14 protein-coding genes are annotated in these 14,561 nt (G+C 61.8%); 3 read left to right on the top strand and 11 right to left on the bottom strand.

Going from position 1 to position 14,561, the window contains the following annotated elements; translation table 11 throughout:
* Positions 1-8: 8 nt before the first annotated feature.
* Genes AB5Y81_RS06515 through AB5Y81_RS06505 form a run of 3 tightly spaced genes read right to left on the bottom strand, consistent with a single transcriptional unit; the run spans position 9 to position 2,548 of the window.
* The gene (locus tag AB5Y81_RS06515) at positions 9-524 is read right to left on the bottom strand and encodes an SCP2 sterol-binding domain-containing protein (protein ID WP_017766102.1); all 516 of its coding nucleotides are present in this window, start codon (positions 522-524) and stop codon (positions 9-11) included.
* A complete protein-coding gene (locus tag AB5Y81_RS06510) occupies positions 505-1,107 on the bottom strand; it encodes a TetR/AcrR family transcriptional regulator (RefSeq protein WP_117403864.1) in 603 nt (200 codons plus the stop codon). Before AB5Y81_RS06510 ends, AB5Y81_RS06515 begins: the two co-directional genes overlap by 20 nt.
* Before the next feature lie 10 nt (positions 1,108-1,117).
* Positions 1,118-2,548: a coniferyl aldehyde dehydrogenase gene (locus AB5Y81_RS06505; protein ID WP_279484595.1), complete on the bottom strand. Its 1,431-nt coding sequence runs from the start codon at positions 2,546-2,548 to the stop codon at positions 1,118-1,120.
* A 211-nt stretch (positions 2,549-2,759) separates the two neighbouring features.
* Here AB5Y81_RS06505 and AB5Y81_RS06500 point away from each other — a divergent pair, with 211 nt between their 5' ends.
* Positions 2,760-3,053: a hypothetical protein gene (locus tag AB5Y81_RS06500; RefSeq protein WP_044799645.1), complete on the top strand. Its 294-nt coding sequence runs from the start codon at positions 2,760-2,762 to the stop codon at positions 3,051-3,053.
* Positions 3,054-3,113: 60 nt separating this feature from the next.
* Here the strand turns inward: AB5Y81_RS06500 and AB5Y81_RS06495 are convergent, their stop codons facing one another.
* Positions 3,114-3,563 (bottom strand): C40 family peptidase, encoded by a 450-nt coding sequence (locus AB5Y81_RS06495; RefSeq protein WP_005299102.1) that lies wholly within the window; start codon positions 3,561-3,563, stop codon positions 3,114-3,116.
* 853 nt (positions 3,564-4,416) lie between these two features.
* On the opposite strand from AB5Y81_RS06495, the gene ahh1 reads away from it, so the two are divergent.
* Positions 4,417-6,282: a hemolysin Ahh1 gene (ahh1, locus tag AB5Y81_RS06490; RefSeq protein WP_279484594.1), complete on the top strand. Its 1,866-nt coding sequence runs from the start codon at positions 4,417-4,419 to the stop codon at positions 6,280-6,282.
* A 67-nt stretch (positions 6,283-6,349) separates the two neighbouring features.
* Here the strand turns inward: ahh1 and AB5Y81_RS06485 are convergent, their stop codons facing one another.
* Positions 6,350-7,258, bottom strand: coding sequence for a hydrogen peroxide-inducible genes activator (locus AB5Y81_RS06485; RefSeq protein WP_005299110.1), 909 nt, complete (start codon positions 7,256-7,258; stop codon positions 6,350-6,352).
* Between the two features lie 146 nt (positions 7,259-7,404).
* On the opposite strand from AB5Y81_RS06485, the gene AB5Y81_RS06480 reads away from it, so the two are divergent.
* Entirely contained in the window at positions 7,405-8,007 is a 603-nt protein-coding gene (locus AB5Y81_RS06480) for a peroxiredoxin C (RefSeq protein ID WP_005299113.1), read from the top strand.
* A 223-nt stretch (positions 8,008-8,230) separates the two neighbouring features.
* Here the strand turns inward: AB5Y81_RS06480 and AB5Y81_RS06475 are convergent, their stop codons facing one another.
* The 6 genes from AB5Y81_RS06475 to AB5Y81_RS06450 all read right to left on the bottom strand — a co-directional run bounded on the left by AB5Y81_RS06475 (position 8,231) and on the right by AB5Y81_RS06450 (position 14,542).
* Positions 8,231-9,196: an alpha-L-glutamate ligase-like protein gene (locus AB5Y81_RS06475; protein WP_005299117.1), complete on the bottom strand. Its 966-nt coding sequence runs from the start codon at positions 9,194-9,196 to the stop codon at positions 8,231-8,233.
* Between the two features lie 3 nt (positions 9,197-9,199).
* On the bottom strand, positions 9,200-10,738 hold the full coding sequence (locus AB5Y81_RS06470) for an inactive transglutaminase family protein (RefSeq protein ID WP_005299120.1): 1,539 nt from the start codon (positions 10,736-10,738) through the stop codon (positions 9,200-9,202).
* A gap of 3 nt (positions 10,739-10,741) precedes the next feature.
* On the bottom strand, positions 10,742-11,500 hold the full coding sequence (locus AB5Y81_RS06465; RefSeq protein ID WP_010634492.1) for an ATP-dependent zinc protease: 759 nt from the start codon (positions 11,498-11,500) through the stop codon (positions 10,742-10,744).
* An 82-nt stretch (positions 11,501-11,582) separates the two neighbouring features.
* Entirely contained in the window at positions 11,583-12,560 is a 978-nt protein-coding gene (gene cmoB, locus AB5Y81_RS06460; protein ID WP_010634491.1) for a tRNA 5-methoxyuridine(34)/uridine 5-oxyacetic acid(34) synthase CmoB, read from the bottom strand.
* A complete protein-coding gene (gene cmoA, locus AB5Y81_RS06455; RefSeq protein WP_010634490.1) occupies positions 12,557-13,300 on the bottom strand; it encodes a carboxy-S-adenosyl-L-methionine synthase CmoA in 744 nt (247 codons plus the stop codon). Before cmoA ends, cmoB begins: the two co-directional genes overlap by 4 nt.
* 393 nt (positions 13,301-13,693) lie before the next feature.
* On the bottom strand, positions 13,694-14,542 hold the full coding sequence (locus AB5Y81_RS06450; RefSeq protein ID WP_021463628.1) for a DUF72 domain-containing protein: 849 nt from the start codon (positions 14,540-14,542) through the stop codon (positions 13,694-13,696).
* Positions 14,543-14,561: the final 19 nt, after the last annotated feature.

The raw sequence follows: 14,561 nt of genomic DNA, 5'->3' as shown, positions 1-14,561 counted from the left end.
CCTCTCGTTCAGCCGGTCAACAGACCCAGGTAGATATGGCAGGCCCGGCTCAGCTTGTGGCTCGGGTCCGGATAGTGGCGCAGCAAGGGGCGGGCGATGAAGGCCGGCAGGATCAGCGCCTGCAGCTGCTCCAGCGCGCGCACCAGGTGCATGGCGACGGTGAGATCTCCCTCCACCAGCAGGCGGTTCTCGCTGAACGCCTGATTGACCCCGAGCCGAAAGCTGAGGGCGCGAAAGGCGATGGCGGGATGCTTGAAACGTACCCGCAGCGGGTGCAGAGCGCCGGCATCGGGTGCAGGACCGCTCTGCCAGCGGCCGTCAGCCTTGTGGATGGTAAGCCCCTGGGCCATGCCGCCCACCTCCAGCCGGATGGTGAGCCCGTCCGGCAAGGGGGCCAGCTCCCGGCGCACCGCCTCGTCGACCCGGGCGGCGCGGCACAGGGTGCGGCCGATGATCCAGAGCAGGCTGGTTATCCAGAGACGGCGGCCCAGCGCCGCCAGGGTATCAAGGTGTCGGTTGTGCATACGCATGAGCTCCCGAGATGGCGGACCAGAACAGGGCGAAGGCACTGGCTTGCCAGTGAGCGTCCCGTCCCAGTTCAGGTTGGTCGACAAACAGGGAGGCGCAGGCCAGAAACTGGCCTTGGCACACCTCCAGCATCAGGGCCGGTGGGGCTTGCATCAAGTCACCGCTGGCCTGGCCCTGGGCCAGCAGGCGAGGTAAAAAGCGCAGGGTGTCGCTCAAGATCTGGCTGCGCAGCGGGCGAGCCAGCAGGGGGGAGTGAAAGAAACCCAGCACGAACTTGAGCTCGTGGGGGTGGGCCTGCATCCAGGCCATCGCTTGGCTCCAGTAGTGGTGCGCCTGCGCCTTGAGGGGCAGGGTGGCGTCTGCCTCTGTGATGGCGGCGCCGAGGCGCAGCTTGATGTCCTGATAGAGGCTCTGGATCAGCACCTCCTTGCTGGGAAAGTGGTGAAACAGGGTGCCATTGGCCACCCCCGCCGCCTTGGCGATGCGGGCGGTGGCGGCCCCCTGCAAACCATCTTCGGCACAGAGGGCAAGGGCGGCATCCAGGATCTGGCGACGCTTGTCGGTCACGGGCGTATTCATATTCATCTCGTCAACGTAAGAACAGGGCCATCATCAGTCGCTGGTGCCAGCGCCGATAGGGAGGGTGCACCATGGTGCCGGTGCTGAAGCGTCCCCGGCTCAGCACGGTCTTGGCCTTGGAGAAGGTGAGAAACCCCTCGTGACCGTGGTAGTGGCCCATGCCGGAGGCGCCGATGCCGCCGAAGGGCACGTCATCGGCCGCCACCTGGAACAGGCTGTCGTTGATGGCCATGCCGCCGGAGTGGGTCTCCTGGATCACCTTTTGCTGCAGAGCGGGATCCAGGCTCATCAGGTAGAAGGCGAGCGGGCGCGGCCGCGCGGCTATGTAGGCGAGCGCCTCGTCCAGCGAGTCATAGGGCACGATCGGCAGCAGCGGGCCGAAGATCTCCTGCTGCATCAGCTGGCAGTGGTTCGGCACCTCGGTCAGCAGATGGGGCAGCAGGCGATGGGCGCCATCGTCGCGGGCCGGGCTGCCACAGGGGTGGATCTGGGCGCCAGCTCGCTCCGCTTCGGCCAGCCAGCCGGTGAGCCGCTCGTATTGGCGGCCATTGATGATGGAGCCGTAATCCGCGCTTGCCAGCCCCTGGGGATAGAGACGGGCGAAGTGATCGCGATAGGCTTCGACAAAGGCCTGCTCCTGGCCGCGCGGCAGCAGCACATAGTCGGGGGCGACGCAGATCTGGCCGGCGTTGAGGCTCTTGCCGAAGATCATCCGCTCCACCGCCAGCGCCAGCGGCATGTCGGGGGCGATGAGGCAGGGGCTCTTGCCGCCGAGCTCCAAAGTGAGGGGGGTGAGCTGGGGGGCCGCCGCGGCCATCACCAGCCGGCCCACCGCGGTGGAGCCGGTAAACAGCAGGTGATCGAAGGGCAGGGCGCTGAAGGCGGCTGCGACCTGGGCGTCGCCTTCAATCACCATTACCTCGCGCTCGTCGAAGACGCCATCCAACAGCTCGCGCAGCACCCGGTTGGTGTGGGGGGTGAACTCGGAGAGCTTCAGCATGGCGCGGTTGCCGGCGGCGATGGCGCTGATGAGGGGGCCGAGGCTCAGCATCACCGGAAAGTTCCAGGGCACTATGATGCCGACCACTCCGAGCGGCTGATAGAACACCTCCACCCGGGCCGGCGCCAGCAGCAGGCCGGTGTGGCGGCGGTGCGGGCGCATCCAGCGCTTGATCCGTTTCTGGGTGTAGTTGATCTGCATGACGCAGGGGAGGATGTCGGCAATCATGCTGTCGTAGTCACTGCGCTGGCCATAGTCTTTGGCCAGGGCGTCGCACAGCGGTTGCTTGTGGGCGAGCAGGGCGCGCTTGAGCTGGCTGAGATGGGCTCTGCGCTCGCTCAGGCTCGGCATGGGATTTTGCTGACAGGCCTCTCTGAGTTTGGCCAGTCTGGCCGGGAGCGACAACTTGTCGGCGGCCTCCTGCAACAGCATCGCTTCCATGGCATACCCCGCTGATAAATGGACCGACTGATTGGTCGGTCTAAATCTAGCTGTGTGTTAATCAAATGTAAAGTTCGGTGCGCTGGTTTGGTATGGTGCGCGGGTGATTCACCCGGCGACTGTGCTGGCTACCACATTTTCGTGGATCCAGGGTTGGTGAATTATCCAATAAGGGGTAGTTTTGGCTATCAATCGACAAGGAGAGAGCACGATGACCAGGGAACTGAACAGCTTGTTGGCCCGCCTCGAGGATGTGGTCGAGCGGATGCCGGATTGTTTCAACACCTATGAGTTTGCCCAGAAGCTGGCGCTGCAGCATCAGCGCGAATTTTTTGCCGCGGGTTACTCCCTGGCCGAACAGGAGGGGCGCCTGCTGCGGGTGCTGCACGAGAAGATTGCGGAAGCCCTGGCCGGCAGCGACAAGGTGATAGAAGGGGCGCTGCTGCCTTGTGTCACCCCCTGGGGGGAGAGGGCCACCTCGCCGCGCTGGCATCGCAAGCACTGAACCATCCGTTGAATCAACAACAGAACAGGGCCCGTCGTGGGCCCTGTTCTGTTGTTGCTGTCACTGGGTCAGGCGGCGCGCCTGCCAGTAGCGGCTGTTCCAGTAGACGTTGTCGAGGCGCGAGCGGATCACCCCCTTGCTGGTGGAGGCGTGGATGAACTCCCCGCCGCCGGTGTAGACGCCGACGTGGTATTGCTGCCAGCCGGTCTTGAAGAAGACCAGATCGCCGTGCTGCAGCCGGTAGCGATCGACCGGCCGGCCCAGGTTGGCCTGGGATTCGGTGGTTCTGGGCAGGTTGAAACCCATCACCTGCTGATAGGCGAGCTGGGTGAAGGCGGAGCAGTCGAGGCCGGCCCGATCCGAACCGCCCATGCGATAAGGGACGCCGCGCCACTGCTGATAAAAGCCTTCAAAGGCGCTGCTCTGCTGGCGCGGTGGGGCAGGCTCGGGCGTGCTGGAACAGGCAGCCAGCAACAGGGCCAGCAGGGGCAGCAGCAACTTGCAATCCATGGGGGCTCCTTCGAGACGACAACCTCTCCATCATAAACGGGGTTTGGGGCTCGAACATAGCCTTGCTTGCAAGAAACCACCTGTTGCTACCTCAAAAGAGGCGCAAATGGAGAGGCTTATAATATTGTTTGTATTCATTTGAATAATATTTTCTGATTATCTTGAATGAGTATTTCAATATTAAAGTAGTTATTCCAATCAGCCTGACAATGAAATGATAATTAACCTTGTTGACGTCACCCCGTGATCTGTGTCACGTTCTGTCTCAGGGCTAATTCGTTATGATGACGCCATGAAATAAATGGCAAGGGACCCCGCCATTTTCACCGCCAATATGACGGCAAAAAACAAGATATTTCTGGGTATATTCCCGCAACTGGTTCACATAATAATATTCAGTCAATGACTGGCGTTGGCTGGCAATATCACCAGACAGAGGAGGGCCGCCCCATGATATCCGGTCCGTAGCAGTGAGTGTTCCCTCGCACCAGGATGCCTGCGGCATCTGGCTGTTGTGCCATCGTTCAGGCCGATGAGCGCTACGTTAAAGCCAATGGGTACCATGCGAGGTTCAAGGCGCAGTCAGGCGGCCTTGAGGGAAGATCGCCATCAGATCGCGACTCCCGTGTAATAGCATCGGCGCATGCCGAATCGTCCACCTTAGATCGCTTCGCGATCCTTGTTCTGTCAACCATAAATACCTTCGCCAATCCGCTGTTAATTCACGGCGAAAATAATGAATGTCATGACAGACAAGCAGAATAACGCCCCGAAATATAACCGTGAATAATATGCTTATGCCATATTTGTTCGCTGTTTAAATAGCTTGGCGTGATTCGACAAGGAGATAACAATGAAAAACAAAAAACCACGCAAATTCATCACGCAAGCTCCCGCTCTCAGTCTGCTCGCGCTGGCCTTGTTGGCTGGCAGCGTGCAGGCCGAAGATATTGGCGAGCGTACCGACCAGGGCACCGCCATGCTGGCCAGCCTGCAATCCGAACAGGGACTGATTTACCTCAATGCCGACGTCTGGCTGAAGGGGCAGGGGGCGACGTCGCTGATGACCCGGGATCAGCTGCGCGAGCGGGTACTGGAACGGGGCGAGCGCCTGTTCATCGATTTCAGCGCCGTCACCGACAAGGCTGAGCGGCAGCAGGCCAGAAAGGCCATGGAGCAGCTGGCCGGCATCTCTTTTGATGCTGACTGGGTATTGGTGTCCGGCTACAAGGGGGAGTTGCTGTTCACCCCGCTGGGGGGCGTCGATGACCCGGCCTTCTATCAGGTGATGGAGCGGGTCGACAGCCTGGAAGGGCAGGGCAAACGCCACAAGCGCTCGCTGACCCAGCCGCCTGCCGCCGAGGCCGGTCTGCCCCACGTGGCCTTCTACCTCAACGTCAACCGCAAGATCAGCGATGCCGAGTGCACCTTCCCGCGCTCGCGCACCTGGAATCGGGGTGATCGGTTGTTCTGCGATTCGCCGAACATCTCGCTGGTCTACCGGGTCAACCTGGAGCGCTCCCTGCAATTTGGCAACACCGGTTCCGCCACGCCGGATGCCAAGATAGTGCGGATCTCGCTGGACGAAGAGTCGGCCGGTGCCGGCATCCAGCTCAACGAGGATCTCAGCTGGAGCGAGAACATCGCGGACTACCTGCTGCTGGACGGCTGGGCCCGCGACTATGCCACCGATGCCATCGCTCAGGATTATCGCTTCAGCATCGAGGCGTCCAACACCAAGGCGGCGGTGCTCAAGAGCCTGCCGACCAACCTCAACAGCAAGTATGAGCATCGCGAGATCTCGGGCTTCGAGGTGGGGGTCACCGGCGGGGTCGAGGTGAACAAGGATGGGCCCAAGGCCAAGCTGGAGGCCTCGGCCAAGTTCAGCCAGCAGCGCCAGCTCGCCTACAACACCCAGGATTACCGGGTCGAACGCTCGGCGCCGAGCGCCCAGAAGGTGAGTTTCAGCTGGGTGCGCGATCAATACGCGACCGCGGAGTCCCTGCTCTCCTCCAAGACGGCCACCGTCTGGGGCATGGGCTACGACGTGGACCACAACCGCATCCAGCCGCTCAGCTACAAGGGGTTCGTGCCGAATCTGGACGTCATCTACAAGGCAGCGCCGGACGAGACGGGGAGCACCGAGTTCAAGATCGACTCCTCGGTCAACATCCGCCCCATCTACACCGGCATCTACAAGCACTACTACGTGGTGGGGGCCCATGTCTCCTTCCAGGGCTTCGAGGATACCGACAAGCGCAGACGGGTGACGGCCTCCACCAGCTTCAAGGTGGACTGGAACCACCCGGTGTTTACCGGCGGTCGCCCGGTCAACCTGCAGCTGGGGGGCTTTGACAACCGCTGCCTGAGCGAGGATGCCAACCACGGTCTGAGCGCGGTGACCTGTGACGAGACCTCCGCCGCCCAGTCCTTCATCTATGACCAGTACGGCCGCTATGTCAGCGCGCAGGATACCCGCCGCTGCCTGGACGGCAACAACCTCGGCCAGCTGCAGAGCTGCAGCCTCAGCCTGGGCCAGCGCTGGGAGTGGAAAGCGGACAGCGATGCGCTCAGCAACCTGAGTGCCCATCAGTTGCTGGGTCACGACAAGCAGAGCGGGGTGCTGGGGCTCTACGACGAGAACGGCAATCCGCAGAATGTGAGCGTACGGACCCTGACCTCCTACACCCGCATCTTCGGGCCACCGGCCAGCCACTGACAGAGCAGGGCCTTGCGCCCATGACAACAACGCCGGCATGTGCCGGCGTTTTTTATGGGAGTGAGCTTCAGCCCTTGTTGTCGATGAGCGGGGCGAGCAGCTCCGCCAGCTTGTAGAAGGTCTGCACCCGGGTGGTGCTGGGGCGCCACACCAGCCCGATCTCGCGATAGGGATGTTCTCCCGGCAGCGGAATGGCCACCAGATCCGTGTTGTCGAGGATGCCCGCATCGATGGCCATCTGCGGCAGGAAGGTGGTGCCGAGCCCGGCGCCGACCATCTGCACCAGGGTGTGCAGGCTGGTGGCGGCAAACGGGTTGATCTTGCTCTTGTCCCGCAGCCGGCAGGCGCTCACCGCGTGTTCGGTGAGGCAGTGTTCCCGCTCCAGCAGGAAGATGCTCTGGTTGGGCAGCTCCTTGTAGTCGAACGGGGTGTGCAGGCTGGCCGCCATGCTGGCGGGCATCACCATGTGGAAGGGGTCCTGGCCGACCGTCTTGCAGTGAAAACCGCCGATCTCCACCGGCAGCGCCAGGATCAGCAGGTCGAGCTGGCCCTGCTCCAGCTGCTTGAGCAGGTTGGTGGTGGTGTCTTCACGCAGCAACAATTCCAGCTCAGGATAGGTTTTGCCGCACTCTTGCAGCAGCTTGCTGAGCAGGAAGGGGGCTATGGTGGGAATGCAGCCGAGGCGCACCGTGCCGTGCATGACGCCCCCCTGATGCTGGCCGAGTTCCATCAGATCCCGCGCATCGGAGAGCAAATTGCGAGCCCGCTCGACGATTTCCATGCCGACCGGGGTCATAATGAAGCTCTTGTGGTCCCGCTCCACCAGTTGCAGGTTCATCATGTCCTCCAGGGTCTGGATCCCGGTACTCAGGGTCGACTGGCTGACATGACAGGCCTTGGCGGCGCGGTTGAAGTTCTTGTGCTCGTCGAGAGCGACCAGATATTGCAGCTGTTTCAGGCTGGGCCAACGTTGCATAGGAAAACCCGATTAATGCTATCTATTTAATTTGATTTAACTAATCTACCATCGGGGTTATAGTTTGTCGCTTTAATTAGACGGACTTGGCTCTAGGTAGCCCAATCCTGACAGGATTGTTCACTTCACATAAAGAGGAATTGAATATGGTATTGGTAGGCCGTCCCGCACCCGATTTCACCGCTGCTGCCGTTCTGGGCAATGGCCAGATCGTTGACTCCTTCAACCTGGCATCCCACATCAAGGGCAAGGCAGCCGTCCTGTTCTTCTATCCGCTCGATTTCACCTTCGTCTGCCCGTCCGAGCTGATTGCCTTCGATCACCGTCTGGAAGAGTTCAACAAGCGTGGCGTGGAAGTGATCGGTGTTTCCATCGATTCCGAGTTCTCCCACAACGCCTGGCGTAACACCAAGATCGAAGACGGCGGCATCGGCCCGGTCAAGTACCCGCTGGTTGCCGACATCAAGCACGAGATCTGCAAAGCCTATGACGTTGAACATCCGGAAGCCGGTGTGGCATTCCGTGGCTCCTTCCTGATCGACAAGAACGGTGTCGTTCGTCACCAGGTTGTCAACGATCTGCCGCTGGGCCGCAACATCGACGAGATGCTGCGCATGGTCGATGCCCTGCAGTTCCACGAAGAGCACGGCGAAGTGTGCCCGGCTCAGTGGGAAAAAGGCAAAAAGGGCATGACCGCCTCTCCGGACGGCGTTGCCAAGTACCTGTCCGAGAATGCCGCTTCCCTGTAATCGGGTCGGTACACCGGATAATGAAAAACCGATGCCCAGGCATCGGTTTTTTTATGGCCGTAATTCGGCACTCTCGTTTCACAATGTTGGCCAGCAACCCTTGTCCAGCAACCCTTGTCCAGCAACGCTTGCTCAGCAGGATTGCCGTTGCCGGCTACGTGCCGATAAACGGCAGGCATAAAAAAGCGCGCCCTTTGGCGCGCTTTTGTCATCCAGCTCCGGACTACTCGTCAAAGATACCGAAGTGATCCTTGGCGAAGTTGACCCGCTGCTCCACGTTCATCTTCACCTGGCCCAGCTTCTCGATGGTCTTGAGGTTGGGCACCAGGCCGCGGCCGTTGGCGATCTGGATGGCGAGGCCAGGACGGGCGTTGAGCTCCAGCAGCATGGGGCCGCGGAACTTGTCCAGCACCATGTCGGTCCCGATGTAGCCGAGGCCCGACATCTCGTAGCAGGAGGCCGCCAGGGTCAGCAGGGTGTCCCAGTGGGGCACCTTGAGATCGTACAGATCGAGGCCGGTATCCGGATGGTGACGCAGCGGATTGCCAAACTGCACTGCCCGCAGGGCGCGGCCGGTGCGCAGGCACAGACCCACCCCCACGGCGCCCTGGTGCAGGTTCGCCTTGCCGTCGGAGGCGGCGGTGGAGAGGCGCATCATGGCCATCACCGGGAAGCCCTTGAAGATGATCACCCGGGCATCGGGGACCCCTTCAAACGAGTAGCCGTCGAACACGTCATCGAAGTTGATGAGCCCTTCCACCAGCGCCACGTCAGGCTTGCCACCCAATGAGTAGAGCCCCGCCAGGATGTTGGAGACATGACGCTCCAGATCCTGGCCGTTGCTGGCACTGCCGTTCGGCTTGTAGAAGAGGCCGTCCTCCTGGCGCAGGATCACCAGGATCCCCTTGCCGCCGGAGCCGCGCGCCGGCTTGATGCAGAAGCCCGGCCAATCCTTCACCAGCTCGGTGATGCGGCTCACGTCGTGCTGGGCACGGATGGTGCCGATCAGTTCCGGCACCGTCACCCCCGCATCCAGCGCGATGCGCTTGGTCTGCAGCTTGTCATCCACCAGCGGATAGAGGCTGCGCGGATTGTAGCGGCTGATGTAGGAGTGGTTGCGCTTGTTCATGCCGAGGATGCCTGACTGAGACAGGCTCCACGGGGTGGTGTACTTTTCCCAGAACCACATCTGTTACTTGTCCTTACCCGGGGTGGCACCGGAGCGCATCTCGTCCACCAGCGGCTTGAAGCGCTTGAGTTCGCTCAGCTTGTAGCCGGTGTAGTTACCCATCAACAGCACGGTCGCCATCAGCACCAGCTGCAGACCGAGGAAGTTGAAGGTGAGGTGGCGGATCAGTTCGTTGTCCATGGCCAGGTAGGCGATGATGGCCACCAGCAGGGAGCCGCCGCCCTGGCGGAACACCTCTTTCGGACCCTCTTCTTCCCACAGGATGGACATCCGCTCGATGGTCCAGGAGAGGATGATCATCGGGAAGAAGGTGATCTTCATGCCGTCGGTCAGCCCCAGCTTGAAGGCGAACGCCGAGAAGATGCCGATCATCGAGATCACCATGATGATGATGGCCGATATCCGCGCCACCAGCAGCAGGTTGAGCCGCGACAGGTAGGAGCGGATCACCAGACCCGTGCCGACGATGAGCAGGAAGCCCACCAGACCTGTGATCAGCTGGGTCTGGATGAAGGCGACCGCGATCAGCACCGGCATGAAGGTACCCGAGGTCTTGATGCCGACGATGACCCGCAGGAACACCACCATCAGCACGCCGATGGGGATCAGCAGCAGGCCCTTGAACAGGGTCTGCTCTTCCAGCGGCAGGCTGTGGATGGAGAAGTTCATCATCTCCGATTTTTCAAACTTCTGGGCCAGCGCCACGCTCACCGGCTGCTCCTGCGCGATCATCGAGAAGCTCACCTTGGAGTTGTGGCCACCGGTCACGTCCAGCAGGGCACCGGAGTTGTACTCCCACAGCAGCAGGTTGGCCGGGCGGCCCTGTTCACCGGTTTGCGGGTTGAACAGCTTGTAGTCGGTCGGGCTGTTGAACACCTGCAGGTAATCCACCAGCTCCTGACGACGGCGACCGTCTTCCAGGCTCAGGGCATGGACGACCCGGGCCGGTACGTCGGCGTTGTTGAGCAGCTCGGCGATCAGGTTGGCGCGGCTCTTGTGCTTCTTCAGCAGCTCGGCGTTCTGCTCCTGCTTCTCGATCTCCTTGATGATCTCGCGCGTCAGGGTGTAGCCATCGGCGGAACGCTCCTGGGCACGCTCCAGGATCTGCTGCATGGCGGTGGCGTAGGGCTCGCTCTCGATCTGCTTCTCGATGGCCGGCGGCTGCGGATTGGCAGCCGGCTTGGCGTGGGCATCGGCCATCATGTCGACGCGGTAGTAGAGCTCCTGGCGGCCGGAGGCGGTGCGGATCGACCACTCGGCGCGGGCATCGCCATCCTTCTCGACGAAGGAGAGGCCGTAACCCGGGCTCGCGGCGTTCTCGTTCATCAGGGTGAAACCGGGCTGGGTGCCCGGAATGGCCAGGGAGGCGATCACCGGCTCGCCGGTGGCCTCGAACTCCAGCTTGGCTTCGATGGACCAGATCTGGCGTTTTTCACCCGGCGTGAGCGGTACGTCCAGCGCGATGTGGTGATAGAACGTCATCCCCAGGCCGACAATGTACAGCAGGGCAACCAGCAAATAGAACGGCTTACGGGAAACCATGGATTATTTCACATCCTTGAGCTTGGGTTTTGGTTGGATATATTCGCGGGCCACATCAACCACGGCGATGTCTTTCAGGAATTCACGACCCAGCAGCACGGGGAAGGCCATGTCGCTGCGATCTTTCAGGGTAAATTCGGCCTTCTCGGTCATGTCGCCGATACGTACGGCGAGGCGTACCACAGGGCGGCGGTCGAGATCGTCGGCGGAGGCCTGACGCACCCGCACGTGGCGCACCAGCGGCGCTTCAATCTGGATCTTGTCGTCCATCTCCTGATGGCTCAGGAAGAAACGCACCCAGTTCTTGCCGTTGCGCTCGAAGATGGTGATGTCCTGGGCGCTGATGGAGGAGGTGGTGGCACCGGTATCGACCCGCGCCTGGAAGGCGTCGTTGGCGGCGTCAACCCAGATCCACTCCGCCTCGCCGACCAGCAGCTTGCCGTCAACGGTGTGACCCTGGCTCGGGGCCTGGCACTTCTCGGTCGGGATCGCCATGGGTTTGGGCGGCTCGGGCGGCAGGTGTTCCAGCTTGCTGCCGACTTTGTTCACGGACTCTTTCATGTTGTTGACATCAGTGTTGAGCTGAACCAGCAGGTGCTGTTGCTGCACATACTGCTTCTGTTGCTGTTCCATGGATGTTTGCAGGCGCTGCTCGCTCAGATTGATCTCGTTGCGAAGCTCGGCCAGCGTCAGGGTAGGTACCGGGGGCGCTTTTTCCATCGTGACACACCCGCCGAGACTGAGCAGGGAGAGCAGGGTCATTCCTTTTAATTTGCTTTTCATGTCATTCATTTAACTGTGCTTCCTGGAATTGGGTCAGTGTAACTTCCACCGCGGCCATCGGCTAGTCTTTGGCCTTTCTGGCAATCAGTACGGCACGTTTGGGTGCCGGGTGTCCTTCTACCGTGAGTGCCGGATTGGCTGGATCCAGATAATCACTCAGGGATTCATTAATCATCCAGTCGGTACGACGCTGTTCGTCCGTGCTGGTCATATTCTCGTCGACTATCCGCACATCGGTGAACCCGCAGCGCTCGACCCACAGCTTGAGTGCCGCGCTGGAAGGAATGAACCAGACGTTGCGCATCTTGCCGTAGCGATCGGTGGGCATCAGCACGTCGTTGACGCCGCCGTCGATCACCAGGGTCTCCAGCACCAGCTCACCGTCGTCTTTCAACTGGTTGCGCAGCTGTTCGATGTGCTCGATGGGAGACTTGCGGTGATAGAGCACCCCCATGGAGAAGACGGTGTCGAACGCCCGCAGCTCCGGCAGCTCCTGAATGCCGAGCGGCAGCAGGTGGGCGCGCTGGTCGTTGCCGGCGAAGTGACGAATAGCCTCGAACTGGCACAAGAACAGCGGGCTCGGATCGATGCCGACCGCCAGCTTGGCCCCTTCGCCCACCATGCGCCAGAGGTGATAGCCGCTGCCGCAGCCCACGTCCAGCACGTAACGGCCGGCAAGCGGGCTGATGTGGGGCAGCACCCGATCCCACTTCCAGTCGGAGCGCCACTCGGTGTCGATGTGGATGCCGTGCACCGTGAACGGGCCCTTGCGCCAGGGCATGAAGTGGCGCAGCAGGCTCTCCACCTTCTTGCGCTCCCCTTCGCCGAGGCTCTCGGCCGAGCCGATTTCGACCCGGCTGGTCAGCTCGACGTGGCCGGGGGCCACCTGCGGCAGCTTGTTGAGGGCACGGTTCCAGCGCGGCAGATCGCCGTGCTGGTTGTCATGTTGCCAGGCGTGCAGCTGGGCGGGCAGGGTGTGCAGCCAGTGGCTCAGCCGGTTCTTGGCGATCAGCTGATAGAAATTGGCAAAGTCGATCATGGCTGGGCAGGCTCGCTCGATTTGATGGCGATCATGGAGCCGAAGTTGAAGCACTGGAACCAGAGATCCTGATGGGCGAAGCCGGCCTCCCGCAGGCGGGCCTGATGCACCGGCAGGCTGTCGGTGCGCATCACGTTCTCAAGGGCGGTGCGTTTCTGGCTGATCTCCAGCTCGCTGTAACCGTTGGCGCGCTTGAAGTCGAGGTGCAGGTCGATGAGCAGCTCGTTGACCTGCTCGTCCTCGAAGCGGAACTTCTCGCTCAGGATCAGGATCCCGCCCGGGCGCAGGCCGTCAAAGATGCGCTGGATGAGGGCGGCCCGTTTCTCGGGCGCGACGAACTGCAGAGTGAAGTTGAGCACCACCACGGAGGCGTTCTCAATCTCGATGTCGCAGATGTCCGCCTCGATGAGCTCCACCGGCACCTCGGACTTGAAGCCTGAGAGGTGGGCACGCGCCCGCTCTATCATGGGGTGGGAGAGATCCACCGCCGTGATGCGGCAGCCGGGCTGGGCAACATGGCGACGCATCGCCTGGGTGGCGGCACCCAGGGAGCAGCCGAGATCGTAGAGTCGGCTCTCGGGCTGGGCGTAGCGGGCGGCCATCATGCCGATGGCGGAGATGATGTTGCTGTAACCCGGCACCGAGCGCTGGATCATGTCGGGAAAGACATCGACGACCTGTTCGTCAAAGCAAAAATCCCCCAATCGGGCGATGGGGGCGGCAAAAATCTGATCGTGCATGCTGGCGCAACCTGACAGCCGGTGCGCGAACCGACTGTTTTGTTCAATTGAATCGTTGGGTGACACCCGTCCGGGTCGTGTCGTCACCGGTTCACGAACGGGGTGGCGGGCCTTGAGATCCATCGGGCCGCTTCCGTTCGCAATGGACCATCATCCTGGTCCTTTTGATGGGCTGCGCCCTGGGCGACAAGCGGTTGTCGTCAAGGGGCGTCGGGGCCCTGTTACCGGAGCCGGATGCTCGCCTGCAACGAAGTGCGATGGGCGGGCAGACCGGGTCCTTGCATGGGGCGCTAGTGTAGAGGAAAGGCGGCCGTTTGTCTTGACGCCAAGCCCCGTCAGATCAGAAAAAAACGGCTTTTTTTCGCGCCGAAGCGGGGGCGGCGAAAGCGCCGCTCAAAAGGGCAGCACGCCCTGGCGCGCGCGATCGTTTTCCCCCGGCCAAGGGGCCATCTCCTGCCCCAGCAGGCGGGCCACCTGACGGGCCAGTTCGGGGGCCTGGGCGTTGTCGGCAGTATGTATAAAGAGGTATAGGTCTTTTCCCTCCGCCAACCACTGACGCCAGTGAGGGAGCCAACCTGGCAGGAAGGGGTGGTTGTCCTCGGGATGTGGCAGGCCGATGAGCCGCACCACGGGGGCATCGGCGGTGGCCAGCAGGTGCACCGGCAGCCTTGGTTTCTTGCCCTGGGCATCGATCATGGCCGCCGTGGTGGCGGGCACCGAGAAGAGCGGCCGGCTGTCGAGCATGATGCGGTTGATACCTCTCTCCATCAGCAGCCGGTTCAACTGCCGCTCCGCCTCGCCCTTGGCGAAGAAATCGGGGTGGCGCACCTCGAGGGCATAGCGAAATGCAGGTGGCAGCCGTTCGAAGAAGGCCGCCAGGCGAGGAAGACCGTCGGGTCCAAAGCGGGCAGGCAGCTGCAGCTTGAGCAGCCCCAGCTTGTCATGCAGGGGGGCCAGCAGGCGGATAAAGTCGCTTACTTGCTTGTCGGCGCTCACCAGATCGCTCTGGTGACTGATGGTTTGCGGAAACTTGAAGCTGAAACGAAAGCCCGCTGGCACCGCATCGGCCCAGCGCCGGACCGTGTCGGGGGTCGGCGAGGCGTAGAAGGTGGTATTGCCTTCCACCGTGTTGAAGACCCGGGCATAGTGGGCGAGGTGCTCGGCGGGCTTGGCGCCCACCCCCAGCAAGTGACCGGGCCAGGCCGGGTGCGACCATTGTGGCAGGCCCAAAAAGAGGCTCATGAGGGATCCTGTCTGCGGG

This window comes from Aeromonas sp. s2 (assembly GCF_040907935.1).
Lineage (GTDB): Bacteria > Pseudomonadota > Gammaproteobacteria > Enterobacterales > Aeromonadaceae > Aeromonas > Aeromonas dhakensis.
This window is presented reverse-complemented; position numbering and strand designations above follow the sequence as displayed.